This is a genomic window from Nocardioides sp. B-3 (assembly GCF_024703895.1).
GTDB lineage: Bacteria > Actinomycetota > Actinomycetes > Propionibacteriales > Nocardioidaceae > Nocardioides.
In genome coordinates, this window is the sequence record NZ_CP087968.1 from 945,223 (window position 1) to 964,341 (window position 19,119).

Genomic DNA, 19,119 nt, shown 5'->3' on the forward strand with positions numbered 1-19,119 from the left:
CCTGATGGGCTGGTGAGGCAGCGGTCGCTAGCGTGGCCGAGGTGACGGGGACCGAGGGGCCAGTGATCGAGACCGGGGCGCTGACGATGCGCTTCGGCGAGGTCGAGGCGCTGACGGCTCTCGACATCTCCGTCGGCGAGGGCGTGACGGGACTGGTCGGGGCCAACGGGGCCGGCAAGTCGACGCTGATCAAGATCCTGCTCGGTCTGCTCGAGCCGACGAACGGCACGGCCTCGGTCCTCGGCTTCGACATCGCCCGGGACAGCGCGGAGATCCGCCGCCCGGTCGGCTACATGCCCGAGCACGACTGCCTGCCGCCCGACGTGAGCGCCAGCGACTTCGTGGTCCACATGGGCCGGATGTCCGGCCTGCCCGCGACCGTCGCGCGCGAGCGTGCGGCCGACATCCTGCGGCACGTGGGCCTCGACGAGGAGCGCTACCGACAGATGGGCGGCTACTCCACCGGCATGAAGCAGCGCGCCAAGCTGGCTCAGGCGCTCGTGCACGACCCGCGCCCGGTCTTCCCGGACGAGCCCACCAACGGTCTCGATCCGGCGGCGCGCGTCGACATGCTCCACCTCGTGCAGCGCATCGGCCGCGACTTCGGCATCGCCGTCCTCGTCACCTCGCACCTGCTGGGCGAGCTCGAGAAAGTCAGCGACCACGTCATCGTCCTCGACGGCGGTCGGCTGCTGCGGTCCTCCGCCACGGCCGACTTCACCCAGCACACCGGCGGCCTGCTGGTGGAGGTGCTCGGGGGCGAAACCGAGCGCGACCGGCTCGGGGAGAGGCTGGCCCCGGCCGGGCTCACCTGCCGTCCACGCGGAGCGATGATCGCCATCGATCCGCCGGAGCCGGACGTCGCCGTACACGATCTGGTGCGGGACGCCGCCGCGGACCTCGGTCTCGGGCTGGTGCGGATCCAGCCCGACCGGGCACACCTCGAAGACGTGTTCCTGACCGGAGGGGCTGTTCATGTCTGATCGCCCTCTTGAACGCTCTGGCGTCATCCACGACATCGGCTACCGCGGCTACGACGGTGCCCGCGAGGGCACCGGCGCGCTGGCGCTCAGCCTCTACCTCACCGGCGTCCGGCACGTTCGGCTCCGGGCCGCTCGGGCCGCTCGAAGGTGCTGCCCTTCCTCCTGCTCGCGCTCGGCGCACTGCCCGCGGTGATCGTGATCGGCGTCGTGACCATCGTCGGCCCGGACGAGCTGCCCGTGTCCTACGCCGCCTACCTCAGCCAGTCCAGGTGCTGGTGACGCTCTTCGCGGCCGCGCAGGCGCCGGTGCTCGTGTCGCGCGACCTGCGCCACCGCTCGATCGTGCTCTACCTCGCGCGCCCGCTGTCCCCCACGATGTTCGCGTTGGTGCGCTGGGCCTCGCTGTCCACGGCGATCCTCGCCTTCACACTGCTGCCGACGATCATCCTGTACGGCGGAGGGTTGCTCGCCGGCCCGGATGCCGGCCTGCAGACACCGATCTTCGTGCGCTCCGTGGCACTCCAGGTGCTGCTGGCGGCCGTGCTCGCCGGCATCACCGGGCTGATCTCCTCGGTGGCGCTGCGCCGTGGCTTCGCGGTGGTGGCCTCGATCGTGGTGCTGATCGCGGTGACGGGGGTGATGCGGGTGATCCGGGAGATCGCCTACTACGAGCACATCGACGACGTCGGCGAGGTCGCCGGCCTCGTCTCCCCCGGACCCTGCACGACGGGCTGGCGGTGGCCCGGCAGGCCGGGGGTCGCACGCGGATCGAGCTGGCGGGCACTCGGCCGCTCGCCTACCTCGCAATGGCACTGGTCGTCCCGGGCCTCTGTCTCGCTCTCCTCGTCCGCCGCTTCGTGACCGTGGGTTCCCGATGAGCACCCTCGTCCCGGACAAGGTGTCCCGCTGGTTCGGCAACGTCGTGGCCGTCAACGACGTGGCCATGACGATCGGCCCCGGGGTCACCGGGCCTGCTCGGCCCCAACGGCGCCGGCAAGACGACCCTGCTGGCGATGATGGCCGGCTTCCTCCCGCCCTCCTCGGGCTCGGTCACGCTCGACGGCGAGCCGGTCTGGCGCCGTACGGATGCCTATCGGCAGATCGGCCTCGGTGCCGGAGCGCGAGCTGAGCTTCGGCTATCTCACCGGGCGCCAGTTCGTGCGCGCCAACGCGGACCTGCACCGGCTGCCCGACGCGGCTGCCGCGACCGAACGGATCCTCGGTGTCGTCGACATGGTGGAACCTTCGTCACGGCGCATCGACACCTACTCCAAGGGGATGCGGCAGCGGATCAAGATCGCTGCCGCGCTGGTGCACGACCCGACCGTGCTGCTGCTCGACGAGCCCTTCAACGGCGTCGACCCGCGCCAGCGCATGCACCTGATGGAGCTGTTGCGCCAGCTCGGCGACGACGGGCGCACCGTCCTCTTCAGCTCGCACATCCTCGAGGAGGTCGAGACGGCTCGCGCGCCACATCGAGGTGGTCGTCTCCGGTCGGCATGCCGCGTCGGGCGACTTCGGGGGCGATCCGGCGGCTGATGACCGATCGGCCGGTCCGCTACTCGATCACCTCCAGCGACGACCGCGCGCTCGCCGCCGTACTCATCGCACGGCCTGCGGTGCAGTCGGTCAACCTGCGTCCCACCGGCGGCCCGGACGTGCAGGTGAGCGACCTCGGGACGTTCGCGTCCGAGCTGCCGGCGCTGACGCGGAGCCACGACCTGACCCTGTTCGAGCTCTCCCCCAGCGACGAGTCGCTGGAGAGCGTCTTCGCATATCTGGTGGACCGATGAACGCAACGATCATCAAGCTCGCTCTCCGGGCGCTGCTCGGGCGGCGCCGCTTCTGGCTGCTGCTCGCGCTGCCGATCGCGCTGATCGGGCTGACCGTCCTGATCCGCGTGCTGTCGTCGGAGGGTGACGCGGCGTGGCCGATGGTCAGCTTCCTCGGCTATCCGCTCGTGCTGCCGCTCGTCGCGATCCTCGCCGCATCGTCGGTGCTCGGGCCGGAGGTCGACGACGGCTCGATCGTCTACCTCCTCTCCAAGCCGGTCAGCCGGCACGCCATCGCGATCTCGAAGTGGCTCGTCGCCCGGGCTGCGACGCTGGTCGTCGGCGCGCTCGGCGTCTTCGTGGCCGGCCCTGGTCGCGGGCGGTGGCTCGCAGGCCGTCGGCTGGCTGGTGGCCGCGCTGGTCGCCGGGACGACCTACTCCGCGTTCTTCCCGGCCCTGTCGTCGTTCACGCGGCACGCCGTCGTGGTCGGGCTGATCTTCGTCCTGATCTGGGAGGGCCTCGCCGGAGGCTTCCTCAGCGGCATCGCCCGGCTCAGCATCGGGCAGTGGGGCATCCGGATCGGGCACTCGGTCTCGTCGTCGCTGGACGACCCCGCCAACCTGCCCCCGGGCGCTGCTCGCCTCGGTGGTCGTCACCCTCGGCGGCGTGTGGTTCGCCGGCGACCGGCTGCGGTCGTTCGCGCTGACGGGCGACGAGTAGGCGGCTCTCCGCTCGCGCGTCAGGTAGTTAAGTGCGAGTTTGTGGTCCGGACCAACCCGACAAGCTCTCACTGAACTATCGCCGAGCCGCTGCGTCGGGCGGTGGCTACGGCATCGTAGGAACCCATTGACGGGCCCCAGCGCCGCCGATACGTTTCCGCTCCACAGAGGTGCAGTGTCGACGTCGGGGGACGGGTAGTTCCGTCGGCGACGCATCCGCTCGCGACGGATCGGCTGTCGTGGGATCTCGGGAGGAACGTCCTGTGCGTCTCAAGCGTCCACTGATCTCCACCGTGCTGCTGGCAGCACTCACCACCCTCGCCACCATGGTCATCCCCGCCCAGTCGGTCCCGGGCCGTCGAGCGTCAACCCATCGTGTTCGTCCACGGCTTCATGGGCAGTGCCGGCAACTGGGACAGCATGGTCTCCCGGTTCAAGGCCGACGGCTACGCCAGCTCGGAGCTCTTCGCGTGGCAGTACAACACCAGCCAGTCCAACGTCACGACCGCCAAGCAGCTGGCGACCTACATCGACTCGGTCCGCCAGCAGACCGGCTCCACGACGGTCGACGTCGTCACCCACTCGATGGGCGGCCTGTCGTCGCGCTACTACCTGAAGAACCTCGGCGGCCAGCCGGAGGTCGACGACTGGGTGAGCCTCGGCGGTCCCAACCACGGCACCAGCAGCGCCAACTGGTGCTTCACCACGTCGTGCGGCGAGATGCGGGCCGGTTCGAGCTTCCTGACCTCGCTCAACTCCGGCGACGAGACGCCCGGCCCGGTCAGCTACGGCACCTTCTGGTCGTCGTGCGACGAGACGATCAACCCCGACAGCTCCGTCCCGCTGTCGGGCGCGACCAACAAGTACGTCGGCTGCGTCGGCCACGTCGCGCTGCTGACGGACCCGGGGACCTACCGGGGCGTGCGCGACTTCGTCGCGTAGCCGTCGAGCCCGGCGGCGCGGACCACGACGTGGGCCAGCGCCTCCGGGCGGACGAGACGTTGGTAGTCCACACCCTCCGGCACCCACTTCGTGTCCCACAGCTCCAGCTCCGCCTCGGAGTCGCCCCCGGTCCCGGTTGCGGGCCTTCGCCCGCTCAGCGCCTGCCGCCGGGTCCAGGTCGATCCAGACCGCGAGGTCGAACAGGTGCATCAGCTCCGGGCGGATCACCCTGATGCCCTCGACGATCACCACGGGCGGCATCGGCTCGTCGACGTCGCCCTCCTGCCCGTAGTACCACCGGTAGCGGTAGCGCAGGCGTGCTGGCGTCGGCTCGGCCCGGACCGCTTCCAGCACGTCGGACAGCGCGGGCCAGTCGTGCAGCTCCCACATCGTCGCCCGGTCGGTGTCGGTCTTCGCGTAGAGCCCGTCCATGCCGACCACTCGGCCCTCGTGGACACCGACGCCGGCGGCGAGCCGCAGTGCGAGCGTCGACTTCCCCGCGCCGCCGTGGCCGGCGATCGCCACCACGGGCGGCCTCACCGAGGAGGCGATCAGTTCTCGGACGCGGGCCAGCAGTTCGTCGTACGTCGATGGCGGCACGCGTCACCCTGACACGGGACCGTCGTCCGGGCACACCCAATTTCTGGCTCCCCGGGATGGAGTCGAACCATCGTCGCTAATCCTGATTCAAAGTCAGGCGGGCCCTGCCGGCAGACCAACCGGGGAATGTGGCGCTAAGCCTAGAGCCCACTTCGGACGTCATGAGAATTGGTCGTCCCAACGGCCAGTCCCCATGACGTCAGTAGGGCTCCGACTCGTGGTGGAAGCCCTTGGGCGTGACGCCCCGCACGATCGATGGCGCCGTCGCGAAGAGCGATCCCTCGGCGGCCGCGGCCGCTGAGTTCGCGATCAGGCTGGCGATCCGTTCCTCCGCCCCCGACCACTGGATCCGCAGGTTCTCCCGAAGATCGACCAGCCCGTCGTTGATCGAGGCGAACACGTCCTCGGCCCGGTTGGTCGTGAACGTTGCGACTCGGCCGGCCTCTGCGGGCACGTGGTCCTGCGCGAAGGCGATGTAGGCGGTGCTGGCAGCAGACACCGCGACCGCGGCCGTCCCGATCGCGGCCGCCGTGGCTCCGCCGGCCGCCGGGGAGGCGCCTCCCGTGGGGATGGCGGCGATGACGCCCGTGATCAGCGCGGCGACTGCCAGCCACTCCATGCCCGAGTCGGGAGGTTCGACCGGCTGCGAGTTCTTGCGAGCCTGCAGTGCTTCCTCCAACGTGGTGATGGCACCTTCGACGATGTTCAGCAGGCTCTGCTGGCCCAGGTCCACGACGGACTTGCAGGCCACGATGGAGTAGCCCGGGGCGTTGGCAAGGTAGGCCTGTTGCCGGGCGATGAACTCGAGCCTGCCGTACCAGTCGGCGAACTCGTTGGCGGTCTGGCCGCTCCAGTTGGACAGGTTGCTGTCGATCTCCGCCGGTCGTCGGGGACGTTGAGCGCTATCGACCCCAGCTGCGAGTCCGCGATGCTCGCCGCCTCGGTGAAGGTCGAGGTGTGGGGCCGCACCGGGTCCTCGACCATGGAGCGGATGGTCGCGGCGACCTCGTCGCCCCAGACCTGCCCCTTGGCGTAGAGGTAGCGGAACGACGGGATGTTGATCTCGACAGGCGTTTCGTATCCGATCGTGACGACGTTCTCGGGCATGTCATGCAGTTCGAACGGGTAGGTCTCGCCCACATTCACGTCTTTCGCGCTCGACCGTGGGCGGTCGGCGTCGACCACCTCGCGCCAGAGGTGAAGGACCGTGTCGACCGCCCACAGCTCACCGAGAAGCCTGCACATCTCGTCCAGCTTCTGTTCGAAGTCGGCTCGGTCGAATGCCATCAGTTGTCCCTCCTGCTCGAGTTGCCAAATGGGCCGGGGGAGCGGCGGCGCTTCCACCTCACGCCACGGTGAGTCCAGGTCGCCGTACCGCTCCGTGTCGTCCTCCCGCTTGCGGTCCTCGTCGTAGAAGGGGTGTTCCCGGATGAAGTCGGGCACGTAGTCCTCGGGATCCGGCGCGTGGGAATCGTCCGGGTTCTCCGGGACTCGGTCCTCGAGGTCACCCTCGTCGTCGAGACCGGGCCCGTCCCACGGGGCGCGGGGGGCGTCTTGGTCGTGGTTGATACCCCAGTTGAAGTCCGGAGCGTCCGAGCGGCGGCGGGTCGTAGGAGTCCCTGTGTGGCGCATCCGGGCCGGGCGGTCGCGGCACCTCGGGGACGTCGAGGTCAGCGCCCTTGACGAGCGCGGCAAAGGCGTCGTTGGCCTGCTGGTCGGTCGCAGCGAAGTCGTCGGCGATCTGCACCAGCGCCTCACCCGCGTCCTGCAGCGCGAGGGCGTGGATGCGCAGGCAAACCTGCAGCTCCTCGCGCAGCCCGTCGACGAGGGACAGGGCGTACTCGCCGCCCACGCTCTGCCGCAGGAAGTCGATGCGCGGACCGAGGTCGTGGGTCACGGTGGTCAGCTCGGGAGAGAGCGCCGCATAGGCAGGCAGCGACGTCCGGCCGGCCCGCAGGAGCTCGAACAGCTCGACGCCGAAGTCGCTGCCGTGGCCGACTCGTCGATCGTCGTTCGGGTCAACTGTCGGCGGCTGGTAGGGCTTGTTCTTCATGACTGTCTCCTTGGTCGGGTAGTCGGGGGATGCCCCGCCCCCTTGACCGGAAACTGCGTCGGCCGCTGCCGTAAGACTTCCGAAATGTCTTGTCCTCGACCCTGACCGACGGCGCTTCGGGCGACACCAACGCACTAGTCTCGACAGCGTGGACCTGCCCGTGATGCCACCCGTCCAGCCGATGCTCGCGAAATCCGTCAAGGGCGTGCCCCGGAGCTGCGACTACTCCTTCGAGCCGAAGTGGGACGGCTTCCGCTGCCCGGGTGTTCAAGGACGGCGACGAGGTCGAGCTGACGAGCCGCAACACCAAGTCGCTGACGCGCTACTTCCCCGAGGTCGTGGCCGCGATCAGGGAGCAGCTGCCCGAGCGGATCGTCCCGGACGGCGAGCTGTTCGTGGCCATCGGCGACCGGCTCGAGTTCGAGGTGCTGCAGGAGCGGATCCACCCGGCCAAGAGCCGCGTGGACATGCTGTCCGAGAAGACGCCCGCTGGGTTCGTCGCCTTCGACCTCCTCGCGCTGGGCGACGAGTCGTTCATCGACAAGCCGTTCAGCGAGCGCCGGGAGGCGATGACTACAGCGCTCACCGGGTTGACGGGGCCGTGCTTCCTCACGCGCACCACGCAGGATCCCGCGGAGGCCGAGCAGTGGTTCGAGGACTTCGAGGGCGCCGGGCTCGACGGCGTCATGGCGAAGCCCCTCGCATCGCCGTACGAACCCAATGCCCGCACCATGCTGAAGATCAAGCACGAGCGCACCGCCGACGTCGTCGTCGCGGGCTACCGCGAGCACAAGACGTCGACGCCGGAGCACCCGTTGCTCGGCAGCCTCCTCCTCGGCCTGTACGCCGATGGCGAGCTGCAGCACATCGGCGTGAGTGCGAGCTTCACGGCGGCCGGGAGGGCGGAGCTGATCGAGGAGCTGCAGCCGCTGGTGTGCCCGATCGAGGACCACCCGTGGGGACGCTGGAGCGAGTTCCTCACCGCCAACCCCGACCGGGTTCCCGGCACCCAGAGCCGCTGGTCTTCGGGCAAGGACCTCGGCTTCACGCCGCTGCGCCCGGAGCGGGTGCTGGAGGTGAAGTACGACCACATGGAGGGTCGGCGCTTCCGCCACACCGCGCAGTTCAAGCGCTGGCGCGACGACCGCGACCCGGAGTCGTGCGGCTACGAGCAGTTGGAGGAGCCGGTCAGCTACGACCTCGCTAGAGTTCTTGGTGGGGCCGACAATCCGCGTGGAGGCGATGCATCATGAGTGACAACATCAACGACGGCGTCGGCACCTACGACGTGGTGCTGCTCGTCGAAGCAGCCATGTCCAAGGGCGATGCGACGCAGGTCCGCTCGCTGCACAGCGACATCGAGGACCGTGTCGTCTACCACGTCCTGCTTCCCCGGAGGACGCCTCGGCGCGCATCGAGGCGTCGCTCGGCACCCTCGGCGCGGGCGACGTGATGGCCGCCCCCGCGATGGTGATGAGCGACGTCGATCTCGACGCCGTGCGCGAGGAGTGCCGCGACCGTTCGGCCAAGGACCTCGCGGCCACCCTCGCGGCGATCGAGGCCGCGGGCGGCAAGGCCACCGGCGTCGTCACCTCGGAGCCGCCGGTCGACGCGCTCGTGGCGAAGGTCGCTGAGGTCGATGCCCGCGAGGTGATCGTGCTGACCCGCTCGCACCTCGTCGCCGAGTTCTTCCACGTCGACTGGACCTCCCGCGCCCGGCGCAAGCTCGGTGTCCCGGTGCTGCACCTGCTCGAGCGGGAGAACTTCGACGAGCAGGCGGGCGGCGGCGAAGGCGTGACAGGCCTTTGAGCGCGTGAGGTTCGCTCCTCGCAAGCGCCGCCTCTCGGTCGCGTTCCTCGTCTTCAACCCTGGACGGCATGGGCGGTACGTCGAGGTCCGCCATCACGCAGGCCAACGCGCTCGCGCGACGGGGGAATGTCGACGTACGCCTCGTCTCCGTGACGCGCAGTGCCGACGCGCCGCACTACCCGATCGACCCCGCTGTGGGCGTCGACCACCTCGCTGACGCGCGTGGTGACGACCCGCGCGCGAAGCGGCCGTCGCGGCTGGTCCCGAAGCGCTGGGACAGCCAGTTCTCCGAGCTGACCGACGACGGGATGGCGGCGCTGGCTTCACTGGACGTTGATCTGGTCATCACCGTCACGCCGGCCCTGATGGCCGCCGCCGTGCAGCTGCTGCCGGCCGAGACGAAGGTGTTGCACCGGGAGCACCGATCCTCCGCCGACCGGGTCGGCGGTATGGAACCGCTGCTCGCCTTCGCGCCGCGGGTCGCCGCGGTGGCGCTGCTCACGCGATCGACGGCCGACTGGCTCGGGGCCGAGCTCGGGGCGGCCGCGCCGGAGCTGGTGGTGATGCCCAACCCGCTGCCGGTCGCAGCGCAGCCACGATCCGACCTGTCCTCCAAGACGATCGTGACCGCCGGCCGGATCGTGCCGGAGAAGCAGTTCATCCACTCGTGCGGGCGTTCGAGCAGATCGCGGACGACCTGCCCGGCTGGCGACTGCGGATCCTCGGCGACGGACCGCTGCGTGGCGAGCTGATCGCGCACGCCGCGAAGGCCGGGCTGGCCGACCGGATCGAGCTGCCCGGCGCGGTGGAGGACATGGCGCCGGAGTGGGCGGAGGCAGCGATCTGCGCGCTCTCCTCGAAGACCGAGGGCTTCCCGCTCGTCGCCCGGGGAGGCGATGTCGGCGGGTGTCCCCGTCGTCTCCTACGACTGCCCGTCCGGGCCGCGCGAGCTCGTCGAGCACGACGTCAGCGGGCTCCTCGTCGGCGCGGGCGCCAAGGCCGGACTGGCCGCCGCCCTGCACGCGGTGGCTTCCGACCCTTCTCTGCTCACCCGATTGGGCGAAGGGGCGTTCGAGGCCTCCCGGCGCTACGACGCCGACACCATCGCGTCGGAGTGGGAATCCCTCTTTGCTCAGGTAGTCCGTGACGAACGGACCCCCGACACACCGTCGGGAGGGGTCCGTTCGTCACGGACTACCGAATTTTCCCGGGAGGGGGTGCCGGTCAAGGTCCCGGCGATCACCCCGCTGGAGGCGCGCGGAGGCACTGCGACTGGCGGTCGCGGCGGCTGGCAACGCCGGCGAGGGGTGGTTCGTCATCCCCACCCACGACCGCCCGGCGCCGACCGTCGTCGTGCCCGCCCCTCATCGAGCCGCGGTCCTCGCCGCGCTCGCCGAGGTGCCCGACCACTTCTCGTTGCTCGACCCCGGCGATCGCGGTTGGCCCGTACGCCGCCTGCCGGCACGTGACCTCGTCGCCGTGCTCCACAACGCTGCGCCCAACCGGGTGCTGCTCGAGCCCCGGCCGCGCAGCGAGGGACGGCGCTCCTACCTCGGCGAGGACGCCGGCGTGGAGATCGAGTTCTGGGACCGGCTGCCCGACGGCACGCTCGTGGCGCCGCGGCCCAACCGCTGGACGCAGAGCGTCCCACCGGGCACTCCCACCACCACGGTGAGGGAGCACGGCTTCGACGTGCCGACCCTCGAGCTCATGGCCGCCCCCACCCCGTTCGACGTGGGCTTCCCGATCGACGTCGTCTACACGTGGGTCGACGGCGACGACCCGTCGTGGAACGCGGCCCGCGCCGCACGTGAGGGCGCCGACGCCCGCAAGGAGTCCGCCGGCCGGGCACGGTTCCGCAGCCGCGACGAGCTGCGCTACTCCATGCGCAGCCTGCACCTGTTCGCGCCCCGGGTGCACAAGATCTTCCTCGTCACCGCCGGCCAGCGTCCGACCCGGCTGAAGGACGACCCGCGCATCACCCTCGTCGACCACCGCGACATCCTGCCGGCCGACGCGCTGCCGACCTTCAACTCGCAGGCCATCGAGACGGCCCTGCACAAGATCCCCGGGTTGGCCGAGCACTTCGTCTACGTCAACGACGACGTCTTCCTCGGACGGCCGACCCGCCCCGAGCTGTTCTTCTCCCCCGGCGGCGCGGCCGCGGCCTTCGTCGGCGACAACGCGATCGGGCTCCCCGGCACTGCCGACAAGCCGTTCCTGCACGCGGCGGCCAACAACCGGGCCCTGCTCGAGGACGTGTTCGGGGTCGAGATCACCCGGGTGATGGCGCACTCCCCGCACCCGCAGCGGGTCTCCGTGCTCACCGAGATCGAGCAGCGCTTCCCCGACGCGGTCGGCCGGACCGCCCGCGCGCCCTTCCGCAGCGAAACCGACGTGTCACTGCTGTCCAACCTCGCGCAGCACTACGGGCTCATCACCGGGCGCGCCTTCGCCGCTACCGCCCAGCACGCGTTCGTCGACCTCAGCAACGCCCGCGTCGGGCGCCAGCTCAAGCAGTTGCGGGCCCGCGACCACGACTTCTTCTGCGTGGGCGACCACCACGACTTCGCGGTCGATGCCGAGGCGGTCGACGCGATGCTCGCGGCGTTCCTCGAGGACTACTTCCCGCTCGCGGCCCCACAGGGAGACGTCAGCGCCGGAAGAAGCCTGACTTCTTCTCGCGCAGCTCCTCCAGCTCGCGCTGGAGGTCGGCGATGTGCCGGTCCTTCTTGCGCCGGACCTCGCGCTTGCCCTCGCTGACCCGCGCGGTCGTCGCGTCCATCGCGATCGCCTCGGAGAAGTCGAACAGCTCGACGTACTCCTCCTGCAGCCCACCCAGCGCCGCGATCGACTCCGAGTCCTGCGGCGACTCGACGAGCGTGTTCATCGCTTCCCACGTGCGCTCGGCGAGGTCGCGCAATGGGTGGGTACGGCGATGTCGTCCCACGTGATGGCAGAGCGGTTGAGCTTCGCGTCGATGAAGTCGTCGACGTCGTGCGGCTCGCGGGTCGTGAGGTCGGCGTTGTAGGTCAGCCCCGCCTGCTCACCGGCGAGGTGCAGGGCCGTCCGCCAGTCGGCCAGCAGGTCGGCGTACCGCACGAAGGCCCGATCCAGTGACCGCGTCGAGCGCTCGGTCTCGAAGGCGGCGTTGACCCGTGCGGCGATGTTGGCGGTCTCGCGCTGGCGGCGGAACGTCGGCGACTGCTCGGTGAGGTAGGCCGAGTCACGCGAGCGCACGACCTCGGTGGGGTGCCGCAGCATCGTCAGCGTGCTCACCCGCGCACCGAGGTCGGCGGCGACGCGGGTCCACACCGGCAGGATCCAGAACGCGCGCGGGTCCTTGATCAGGATCTGCTCGGCGTCGAGCTGATCGCTCAGCCAGGACCGCAGCTCCGCCTCGACCTCGGGCTTGCTGCCCGCCTCGGCCGCGATCGCGCCGGCGGTCGGGCGGGTGTCGATCGTGCGCACGGGCACCGGGTTGAGCACGCGCTTGTGGAACTCCGTGACCCACTCGGGCTCGTAGTAGCCGCGCGGGGTTCTTCTCGTCCGCCGGCACCTCCGGCTGGGGCACGTGCAGGCCGAGCCGCTTCAGGGCGCCCGCGACGCTCGACGTGCCGGACCGGCCGGACCCGGTGACGAGGAGTAGGTGGGGACTCACGCAGGCGAGGCTAGTCCACGCCAGTGCCCCCGACCGACAGTGCTGGACCGTCCCCCTCCCGGTGCCGAGGATCCAGCACTGTCGTGCACGTCGGCGAGCACGCGATCGGCGTACCGCCCCACCCTCGCGACTGCAGGACCCCGGCGATGACGGCGGCCGGGCGACAGGGGTCGAGGACCTGCCGCCATCCCGGCCGCAGCGTCAGGCGATCACTCGCAGCGGCGGCCGGGGTCGCGCTCGAGGTCCTTCCAGCGGTCGGCCGCGGCTTCGTGGCCGAGCCGGCCGTCGAGCTCGACGTAGAGCTCGTAGTCGGGGTAGTCCACGTCGCGCACGACCCGCCTCCCCACCACGAGCGACTCCGCCCGGCGCACTCCGCTCGGGAGTCCGTGGGCGCGCTCGACCGGGCTCAGGTAGCACTGTTCGAGCAGCGAGTGCGCCCCTTCGCCCACGTCGTCGACGACGGCAGCCGGGAACGCCCGCTGCGGGAGGCGCGTCATCTCGGCCAACGCGGAGGTCAGCCGGGCTGCGGTCGTACGGCGAGTGGAGACCGCGTCGGAGATCACCGCGACCGCGTCCTCCTCGGTGCTGCGCGACGCGACCTGCAGCACGGCCCTGGTCCAGCTTGACCCGGGGCGGCGAAGACTTCGGCCGTACCCGGGGCGTCGTAGTCGGCGAGACGTTCGACGACGATCCCGCTGGGGGTGCGCCCACCGCGCGCTCTGTCGATGGCGACCCGGATGGGGGCGCTCTCCCCCACGCCGCAGCGCTTCATCCCGCACGCCCTCAGCGCGGAGTCCCGGCTCAGCGCGGCCGGCCACACGGCCAGCACCGCCGCCCAAGCGCGCTGGTTCCACGTCGGGACGCCGGTGTGGTTGAGATAGATCCCGTGTCGCAGCCTGACCCACTCGCGCCGGCGGATCATCCGTGCGATGAGCTCATCGGTGCCACCGGCGTCGAGCACTCGGAAGCGGGCGATGACGCCGTCCTGCTTGGCCGGGAGCTCGTCGAGCTTCTCGTCCACACTCACCCGGGGCTGATGCCCATGATGTCGCCGCTCCAAGCGTGCACGTCGCAGGCTGTGGACAACCGACAGTGCTTGATCGTCCCCCGTCTGGTGCCGAGGATCCAGCACCGTCCCGGCGCTCGCCGGTGAAGCGCAAACGCGGTTGTCCTCGCTCACGGCGTCACCTCCAGGTCGACCAGCCACCCACGGAAGGTGTGCTCGGCATCGCGGATGCCGTGCCACTTCTCGATCCCGGTCACCTCGTCCAACATGGGCGTCCCCGTCTCCCCTCGCCGACTCAGCGCACGGATGCGTCGAACGACCCCTGTCACCATCGGCAATGGCGGGTCCTCATGGCTGTCGTAGTGGCCCGTGACCCCGGGTACTCCCGTGTCGCCGTGGTTGGCGTTCGGCGCGAAGACCGGCCACGTCACCTCGTCACCGACCGCGAACTCCGACCCGCAGCACTGGATCTGCCAGTCGCTGATCCAGATCAGCTCGCTCACGTGCCCTCGATGCGGTTGCCGTCCTCGTCCCAGTGGGCGGCGACCTTCTTCGACGGCTGGACCCGCGGCGGTTCGCCGGGCATCTTCGGGTGGTCGGGCGGGTAGTTCAGCTCGACCGGATTGGCGTCCCACAGGTCCAGCAACGGCTGCAGCGAGAAGTGTTCGTCGTCGATCGTCTCCCACGGATCGCCGTCGGAGGCGAGCCTCGACGGGACCGTGAAGAGGTTGAGCCCGGCCGGCGAGGTCAGCGTCGCGAGCTCGTCCCACGACACCGGCGTCGAGACGGGCGCGCCGGGCAGGGGCCGAAGCGAGTAGGCCGACGCGATGGTCCGGTCCCGCGTGTTCTGGTTGAAGTCCACGAAGATCCGCTCCCCACGCTCCTCCTTCCACCGGGCCGTGGTCACGCCGTCGTCGCGCTTCTCGAGCTCGCGGCCGAAGGCGATCGCTGCGTGGCGTACGGCGCCGAACTCCCACTCAGGAGAGATCCGCACGTAGACATGGATGCCGCGGTTGCCGGACGTCTTCGCATAGCCGGTCATGCCGAGGTCGGCCAGCAGCTCGCGCGCGACGCCGGCCACGCGGACCGCGTCGGAGAAGTCGGTCCCCGGCTGGGGGTCGAGGTCGATGCGGAGCTCGTCGGGGTGGTCCTGCCAAGAATCGGACGCAGGGTCGCGACGGACGGGCCGGGGGGGAAGGTGAGGGTGCCCATGTGGGCACACCAGACGGGCACTGCGATCTCCGTCGGACAGATCTCCTCCGCCGTACGACCCGAGGGGAAGGTGATCTCGACCGACTCGAGGTAGTCGGGAGCCCCCTTGGGGACACGCTTCTGGTAGAACGCGTCGGCGTCCTTGTCGAACGGACCGGTGGCCAGCTTCATCCCGGGGCGGACCCCGGACGTCCAGCGTTCGAGGGCGGTCGGTCGGTTGCGCAGCGCGCGCATCAGTCCTTCCTGCACGGACGTGAAGTACTCAGCCACCATCACCTTGGTGACCTCGGGCGTCATGTCGGTCGCCTCGTAGATCACCCGGTCGGGGGACGAGACGCGGACCTCACGGTCGCCGGCCCGGACCATCACCGGCTTCGCTGCTGCCATACGCGTCAGGCTAGCGGTCTCAGTCGACCGGTTGCAGGACCGAGGAGACCTCGACCGGGCCTTCGCCGTACTCCCCGGTCCACCCACCGCTGGAAGCGACCGTCGTCGTGGAAGACCGTGAGCTCCACCTCGGTTGTCGAGGCTGCCGGCGCTGACCGAGAGCAGGCCCGGGAGTCCGATCAGCTCCTGCTGGACGCGCGTGAGCTCGGCCTGTGAGTGCGCGACCTCGGCCACGCACAGCATCCCGCCCCACACCTCACGCAGCTTCCGCTCGGCGCCAGCGGGATCCTCCGTCACGTGGACGGTCACCACGGTCTCCTCGGGACTCCCGGGTGCGGGAGAGCCGTCCGTGCGGCTGACCACCCGCATCGCGAACCCGGGGAGACCGTCGGCGACGTTCCCGACCTCGAGGGCCGTCTCGTTCGTCGTGCGCGAGGGGTCGAGCACCTGCCACCCACCCGCCGGTTCGGGGCACGGGATCGTGAAGTCGAACGTGTGCTCCGTCCTCACCGGCGGCTGCACGTCTGTCGCCGTGAACGAGTCGCCGTCGAAGGAGCCCGTCAGCACGAAGGTCCCCGAGCGCACTCCCTCGGACTCGGTGTAGGCCCCCTCGTGCTGGCTCCAGTCCCAGCCGGGCAGGTCGGCATCGTCGCAGTGTGGGGGCCCTCCGAACGAGCTGTCGGTGAAGCACAACCGCGCGCCCGGAACCGTCGTCGGAGACGATGACGGACTTGGTCGTCGTGACGACCCCGGCCGCCCCCGGCACAGCCGTCGGACGCTCCACTGGACCCGCGTCCACCACGGACCGCTCGCCGCAACCCGCGAGCGCGACCAGCACGGCGATGACGAGTGCCGGGTGGGCAGGCGAGCGCAGCATGCCTCGCAACCTAGTCCCGAGTAGCGTGGTCCGCATGGCCTACGAGGTGGAGAAGACCGACGAGCAGTGGCGAGCCGAGCTCAGCCCGGAGGAGTTCGCCGTGCTCCGCCAAGCCGGCACGGAGGCTGCCTTCAAGGGTGAGTACACCGACACCGAGACCGAGGGCACCTACTCCTGCAAGGCGTGCGGCCACGAGCTGTTCACCAGCAACACGAAGTTCCACTCCGGCTGCGGCTGGCCGAGCTTCTACCAACCGATCAGCGACACGATCGAGTACATCAAGGACACCTCGCACGGCATGGATCGCGTCGAGGTGCGCTGTGCCAACTGCGGTTCGCACCCGGGCCACGTCTTCCCCGACGGCTGCAGCACGCCCACCGGTGATCGCTACTGCATCAACTCGATCTCGATCAGCCCGGCAGCGAGCTCGGCCGACCGACCATGAACGCCCGGGCGCCCATGATCTTCCAGACCAGAGGCACCTTGAGGTAGAGCTTCACCGGGCCCGGACCGCTGGGCAGGCGACCCTTGGTCGTGTAGGGCAGGAACCGCGGGATGTTGACCTCCACGTCGAAGCCGGTGACCTTGAAGGCCTCGGCGAGCGCGCGGTCGTCGACGGGCGTGATGTGGTCCAGGAACATCCAGTAGTCCCTGCCGCAGTAGCGCACGTTGGGCTGGAGGACCATCAGCTTCCCGTCGGGGCGCAGCACGCGGCGTACCTCGTCTAGCGTCGAGACGATGACCTCGCGCGGCACGTGCTCGAAGAAGTTGCTGATGAACACCCGGTCGACCGACGCGGTCTCGATCGGGGTCATCTCGTCGGAGCGGCAGACGTGGGTCTCCACGCCGTCGGCGGCCCGGATGGCGACGTCAGGGTTGAGGTCGACGGCGATCCGGCGCCCCGCACGGATGTTGTTGATGAACTCGCAGTGACCGGCCGCGACATCGAGCACCACCGCGTCCTGAGGGATCCACTTCTGGAAGAAGCGCTGGCACAGCACCTCCCACAGGTCCGTGCGCATCTCTTCCTCGTCGGCGAAGCGCCGCCCGTAGAGCGCCTTGAGGTCATCGCCGTCTGCCTGCATTCGCGTTCCTCCCGTGGGCACGCTGTCGCGCCGGTCCAGATGTGTGGGTCATCCTAGGGTTCGCACCCGCGCGTTATGTGGGGGCATCTGCCACCCGATGGTCGCAGCGCCTATAGGTTGGGCCGCAGCTTTCAGACACGAGGGAGATCCAGCTTGTCCAACACGACATTCGACCACGACGTGGTCGTGGTGGGCGGGTGCGGTCACGTCGGCCTTCCCCTCGCCATCGCCTTGGCGTCGCGCGGTCTCGACGTCGCCATCCGGGACATCGACGCCCGAGCTGTCGACCTCGTGATGAGCGGCGAGCTGCCGTTCATGGAGAACGGCGCGACGGCGGTCCTGCAGAAGGCGCTCGCCGACGGCAAGCTGACCGCGACCACCGACCGCGACGTGATCGGTCGCTCCGAGGCCGTCGTCGTCGTGATCGGCACCCCGGTCGACGAGCACCTCAACCCCGACCCGCACGCCGTGACCAAGGCGTTGCGCGAGTCGCTCGACGCCTTCCGCGACGGTCAGCTGGTCGTCCTGCGCAGCACGGTCTATCCCGGTGTCACCAAGCACATCGAGCGGCTCTTCGCCGAGGCGGGTCTCGATCTCGATGTCGCCTTCTGCCCCGAGCGCATCGCCGAGGGACGGGCGATGGAGGAGCTCTTCTCGCTGCCCCAGATCGTCTCGGGCCGCACCCGGGTGACCCGCGACCGGGCCGCCAAGCTCTTCGGCGTGCTCACCGCGAGCATCGTCGAGCTGGAGCCCGAAGAGGCCGAGCTGGCCAAGCTGTTCACCAACAACTGGCGATACATCAAGTTCGCCGCGGCCAACCAGTTCTATGTCATGGCCAACGACAACGGCCTCGACTACGACAAGATCCGCAAGGCCCCGGGCCCACGACTATCCGCGCGCCGCCGACATGCCGGGCGCCGGCTTCGCCGCCGGACCGTGCCTGTTCAAGGACACCATGCAGCTGGCGGCCTTCACCGACAACTCCTACATCCTCGGCCACTCGGCCATGCTGGTGAACGAGGGCCTTCCGCTCTACCTCGTGACCCGGATGGAGCAGGCGCACGACCTCGCCAACCTCCGCGTCGGCATCCTCGGCATGGCGTTCAAGGGTGAGAGCGACGACATCCGCTCCAGCCTGTCCTACAAGCTCAAGCGCATCCTCGAGTTCCGTTCGCGCGAGGTCCTCTGCACGGACCCCTACGTCACCGTCGACGCCAGCCTGCTGCCGCTGGAGGAGGTCATCGAGCGCTCGGACGTGCTGGTCATCGGTGCTCCGCACAAGGTGTACGCCGACGTGCTGACCGACAAACCGGTCGTGGACGTCTGGAACCTGCTGGCGAACGGGACGACCGTATGACGCTGGCGGTCTCCGTCGTCATCCCGGCCTACAACGAGGGCGACGGCGTGGTGGCGATCCTCGACCGGATCTTCCAGTCCGTCGAGTCCACGGTCGAGGTGCTGGTCGTCGTCGACTTCGCCGAGGACACCACGATCCCGGTCGTGCTGAACCACCCCCGGTTCGGCAACGGTCTCGACCTCCTGATCAACACCTACGGCCGTGGCCCTGCCCACGCGATCCGCTTCGGCATCGACAACGCCAGCCACGGCGTCGTCGTCGTCACCATGGCCGACGGCTCCGACGACCCCCGCCAGATCGACCCACTGGCCCGTCTGGTCGAGCGGGGGGGTCGTGGTCGCGGCAGCGTCGCGCTACTCCCCCGGCGGGCAGCAGGTCGGCGGCCCACTGCTCAAGGGCCTGATCTCGCAGGGCGCCGGCCGATCGCTCGGCATCCTCGCCCGGGTCGGCACCCATGACGCGACCAACAGCTTCAAGGCCTACTCCACGGAGTTCATCCGCGAGGTCGGGATCCACAGCACGAGTGGGTTCGAGATCGGTCTTGAGCTGACCGCCAAGGCTCGACGCCTGCGACGTCCGGTCGCCGAGCTGCCCACCATCTGGCTGGACCGCACCATCGGTGACTCCAACTTCGACATGAGAGCGTGGATCCCGAA

At 69.8% G+C, this 19,119-nt stretch carries 28 protein-coding genes, 1 tRNA gene and 1 pseudogene; 19 read left to right on the top strand and 11 right to left on the bottom strand.

Annotated elements, in window-relative coordinates:
• Positions 1–41: 41 nt before the first annotated feature.
• The 8 genes from LP418_RS06370 to LP418_RS06410 all read left to right on the top strand — a co-directional run bounded on the left by LP418_RS06370 (position 42) and on the right by LP418_RS06410 (position 5,028).
• Entirely contained in the window at positions 42–983 is a 942-nt protein-coding gene (locus tag LP418_RS06370; RefSeq protein WP_257955674.1) for an ABC transporter ATP-binding protein, read from the top strand.
• Positions 976–1,176: a hypothetical protein gene (locus tag LP418_RS06375; protein ID WP_257957313.1), complete on the top strand. Its 201-nt coding sequence runs from the start codon at positions 976–978 to the stop codon at positions 1,174–1,176. The genes LP418_RS06370 and LP418_RS06375 overlap by 8 nt, the downstream gene beginning before the upstream one ends.
• 82 nt (positions 1,177–1,258) lie before the next feature.
• Complete coding sequence (locus LP418_RS06380; protein ID WP_336275919.1) at positions 1,259–1,843, top strand: ABC transporter permease; 585 nt, start codon at positions 1,259–1,261, stop codon at positions 1,841–1,843.
• A 249-nt stretch (positions 1,844–2,092) separates the two neighbouring features.
• Positions 2,093–2,521, top strand: coding sequence for an AAA family ATPase (locus LP418_RS06390; RefSeq protein ID WP_257955675.1), 429 nt, complete (start codon positions 2,093–2,095; stop codon positions 2,519–2,521).
• Positions 2,521–2,775, top strand: a complete 255-nt coding sequence (locus tag LP418_RS06395; protein WP_257955676.1) for a hypothetical protein — start codon at positions 2,521–2,523, stop codon at positions 2,773–2,775. The genes LP418_RS06390 and LP418_RS06395 overlap by 1 nt, the downstream gene beginning before the upstream one ends.
• Complete coding sequence (locus LP418_RS06400) at positions 2,772–3,461, top strand: ABC transporter permease (protein ID WP_257955677.1); 690 nt, start codon at positions 2,772–2,774, stop codon at positions 3,459–3,461. Before LP418_RS06395 ends, LP418_RS06400 begins: the two co-directional genes overlap by 4 nt.
• Positions 3,462–3,849: 388 nt before the next feature.
• On the top strand, positions 3,850–4,416 hold the full coding sequence (locus LP418_RS06405) for an esterase/lipase family protein (RefSeq protein WP_257955678.1): 567 nt from the start codon (positions 3,850–3,852) through the stop codon (positions 4,414–4,416).
• Positions 4,417–4,506: 90 nt separating this feature from the next.
• The gene (locus LP418_RS06410; RefSeq protein ID WP_257955679.1) at positions 4,507–5,028 is read left to right on the top strand and encodes a hypothetical protein; all 522 of its coding nucleotides are present in this window, start codon (positions 4,507–4,509) and stop codon (positions 5,026–5,028) included.
• Between the two features lie 32 nt (positions 5,029–5,060).
• Here the strand turns inward: LP418_RS06410 and LP418_RS06415 are convergent.
• The 3 genes from LP418_RS06415 to LP418_RS06425 all read right to left on the bottom strand — a co-directional run bounded on the left by LP418_RS06415 (position 5,061) and on the right by LP418_RS06425 (position 6,648).
• A tRNA-Gln gene (locus LP418_RS06415) sits at positions 5,061–5,142 on the bottom strand.
• Positions 5,143–5,215: 73 nt separating this feature from the next.
• On the bottom strand, positions 5,216–5,767 hold the full coding sequence (locus LP418_RS06420; RefSeq protein ID WP_257955680.1) for a hypothetical protein: 552 nt from the start codon (positions 5,765–5,767) through the stop codon (positions 5,216–5,218).
• On the bottom strand, positions 5,722–6,648 hold the full coding sequence (locus tag LP418_RS06425; protein ID WP_257955681.1) for a hypothetical protein: 927 nt from the start codon (positions 6,646–6,648) through the stop codon (positions 5,722–5,724). The genes LP418_RS06420 and LP418_RS06425 overlap by 46 nt, the downstream gene beginning before the upstream one ends.
• 684 nt (positions 6,649–7,332) lie before the next feature.
• Here LP418_RS06425 and LP418_RS06430 point away from each other — a divergent pair.
• From LP418_RS06430 to LP418_RS06455, 7 genes and pseudogenes are all read left to right on the top strand, one after another.
• The gene (locus LP418_RS06430; protein ID WP_257955682.1) at positions 7,333–8,322 is read left to right on the top strand and encodes an ATP-dependent DNA ligase; all 990 of its coding nucleotides are present in this window, start codon (positions 7,333–7,335) and stop codon (positions 8,320–8,322) included.
• Positions 8,319–8,522 carry a hypothetical protein gene (locus LP418_RS06435; RefSeq protein ID WP_257955683.1) on the top strand — a complete coding sequence of 68 codons (204 nt, stop codon included), beginning with the start codon at positions 8,319–8,321 and terminating at the stop codon, positions 8,520–8,522. The genes LP418_RS06430 and LP418_RS06435 overlap by 4 nt, the downstream gene beginning before the upstream one ends.
• Positions 8,522–8,878 carry a hypothetical protein gene (locus LP418_RS06440; protein WP_257955684.1) on the top strand — a complete coding sequence of 119 codons (357 nt, stop codon included), beginning with the start codon at positions 8,522–8,524 and terminating at the stop codon, positions 8,876–8,878. The genes LP418_RS06435 and LP418_RS06440 overlap by 1 nt, the downstream gene beginning before the upstream one ends.
• A 68-nt stretch (positions 8,879–8,946) precedes the next feature.
• Positions 8,947–9,630 carry a glycosyltransferase gene (locus LP418_RS06445; protein ID WP_257955685.1) on the top strand — a complete coding sequence of 228 codons (684 nt, stop codon included), beginning with the start codon at positions 8,947–8,949 and terminating at the stop codon, positions 9,628–9,630.
• A pseudogene (locus tag LP418_RS32675) lies at positions 9,576–9,704 on the top strand (hypothetical protein); the annotation flags it as partial. The gene LP418_RS06445 and the pseudogene LP418_RS32675, both read left to right, overlap by 55 nt.
• Before the next feature lie 70 nt (positions 9,705–9,774).
• Positions 9,775–10,347 carry a glycosyltransferase gene (locus LP418_RS32680; protein WP_442940134.1) on the top strand — a complete coding sequence of 191 codons (573 nt, stop codon included), beginning with the start codon at positions 9,775–9,777 and terminating at the stop codon, positions 10,345–10,347.
• Positions 10,232–11,641: a stealth family protein gene (locus LP418_RS06455; protein WP_257955687.1), complete on the top strand. Its 1,410-nt coding sequence runs from the start codon at positions 10,232–10,234 to the stop codon at positions 11,639–11,641. The genes LP418_RS32680 and LP418_RS06455 overlap by 116 nt, the downstream gene beginning before the upstream one ends.
• Here LP418_RS06455 and LP418_RS06460 read toward each other — a convergent pair.
• From LP418_RS06460 to ligD (LP418_RS30395), 7 genes are all read right to left on the bottom strand, one after another.
• Positions 11,532–11,768, bottom strand: coding sequence for a hypothetical protein (locus tag LP418_RS06460; protein ID WP_257955688.1), 237 nt, complete (start codon positions 11,766–11,768; stop codon positions 11,532–11,534). The two genes, LP418_RS06455 and LP418_RS06460, sit on opposite strands and share 110 nt — an antisense overlap.
• Positions 11,765–12,367, bottom strand: a complete 603-nt coding sequence (locus tag LP418_RS06465; RefSeq protein ID WP_257955689.1) for a hypothetical protein — start codon at positions 12,365–12,367, stop codon at positions 11,765–11,767. The genes LP418_RS06460 and LP418_RS06465 overlap by 4 nt, the downstream gene beginning before the upstream one ends.
• A 381-nt stretch (positions 12,368–12,748) precedes the next feature.
• Positions 12,749–13,147 (bottom strand): hypothetical protein, encoded by a 399-nt coding sequence (locus LP418_RS06470; RefSeq protein ID WP_257955690.1) that lies wholly within the window; start codon positions 13,145–13,147, stop codon positions 12,749–12,751.
• Positions 13,099–13,719, bottom strand: coding sequence for a hypothetical protein (locus LP418_RS06475; RefSeq protein ID WP_257955691.1), 621 nt, complete (start codon positions 13,717–13,719; stop codon positions 13,099–13,101). Before LP418_RS06475 ends, LP418_RS06470 begins: the two co-directional genes overlap by 49 nt.
• Complete coding sequence (locus LP418_RS06480) at positions 13,716–14,048, bottom strand: DUF6578 domain-containing protein (protein WP_257955692.1); 333 nt, start codon at positions 14,046–14,048, stop codon at positions 13,716–13,718. The genes LP418_RS06475 and LP418_RS06480 overlap by 4 nt, the downstream gene beginning before the upstream one ends.
• On the bottom strand, positions 14,045–14,674 hold the full coding sequence (gene ligD, locus LP418_RS30390; RefSeq protein WP_336276024.1) for a non-homologous end-joining DNA ligase LigD: 630 nt from the start codon (positions 14,672–14,674) through the stop codon (positions 14,045–14,047). The genes LP418_RS06480 and ligD (LP418_RS30390) overlap by 4 nt, the downstream gene beginning before the upstream one ends.
• The gene (gene ligD / locus LP418_RS30395) at positions 14,584–15,837 is read right to left on the bottom strand and encodes a non-homologous end-joining DNA ligase LigD (protein ID WP_336275920.1); all 1,254 of its coding nucleotides are present in this window, start codon (positions 15,835–15,837) and stop codon (positions 14,584–14,586) included. The genes ligD (LP418_RS30390) and ligD (LP418_RS30395) overlap by 91 nt, the downstream gene beginning before the upstream one ends.
• Before the next feature lie 218 nt (positions 15,838–16,055).
• Between ligD (LP418_RS30395) and msrB the strand changes: the two genes are divergently transcribed.
• Positions 16,056–16,466 (top strand): peptide-methionine (R)-S-oxide reductase MsrB, encoded by a 411-nt coding sequence (gene msrB / locus LP418_RS06490; RefSeq protein ID WP_257955693.1) that lies wholly within the window; start codon positions 16,056–16,058, stop codon positions 16,464–16,466.
• On the opposite strand, the gene LP418_RS06495 is transcribed toward msrB, so the two are convergent.
• Entirely contained in the window at positions 16,432–17,106 is a 675-nt protein-coding gene (locus LP418_RS06495; RefSeq protein WP_257955694.1) for a class I SAM-dependent methyltransferase, read from the bottom strand. The genes msrB and LP418_RS06495 overlap by 35 nt on opposite strands.
• 153 nt (positions 17,107–17,259) lie before the next feature.
• Here LP418_RS06495 and LP418_RS06500 point away from each other — a divergent pair, with 153 nt between their 5' ends.
• Genes LP418_RS06500 through LP418_RS06510 form a run of 3 tightly spaced genes read left to right on the top strand, consistent with a single transcriptional unit; the run spans position 17,260 to position 18,921 of the window.
• Positions 17,260–18,219 carry a hypothetical protein gene (locus LP418_RS06500; RefSeq protein ID WP_257955695.1) on the top strand — a complete coding sequence of 320 codons (960 nt, stop codon included), beginning with the start codon at positions 17,260–17,262 and terminating at the stop codon, positions 18,217–18,219.
• On the top strand, positions 18,155–18,463 hold the full coding sequence (locus LP418_RS06505; protein ID WP_257955696.1) for a UDP-glucose/GDP-mannose dehydrogenase family protein: 309 nt from the start codon (positions 18,155–18,157) through the stop codon (positions 18,461–18,463). The genes LP418_RS06500 and LP418_RS06505 overlap by 65 nt, the downstream gene beginning before the upstream one ends.
• Positions 18,460–18,921, top strand: a complete 462-nt coding sequence (locus tag LP418_RS06510) for a glycosyltransferase family 2 protein (protein ID WP_257955697.1) — start codon at positions 18,460–18,462, stop codon at positions 18,919–18,921. The genes LP418_RS06505 and LP418_RS06510 overlap by 4 nt, the downstream gene beginning before the upstream one ends.
• Positions 18,922–19,119 lie beyond the last annotated feature (198 nt).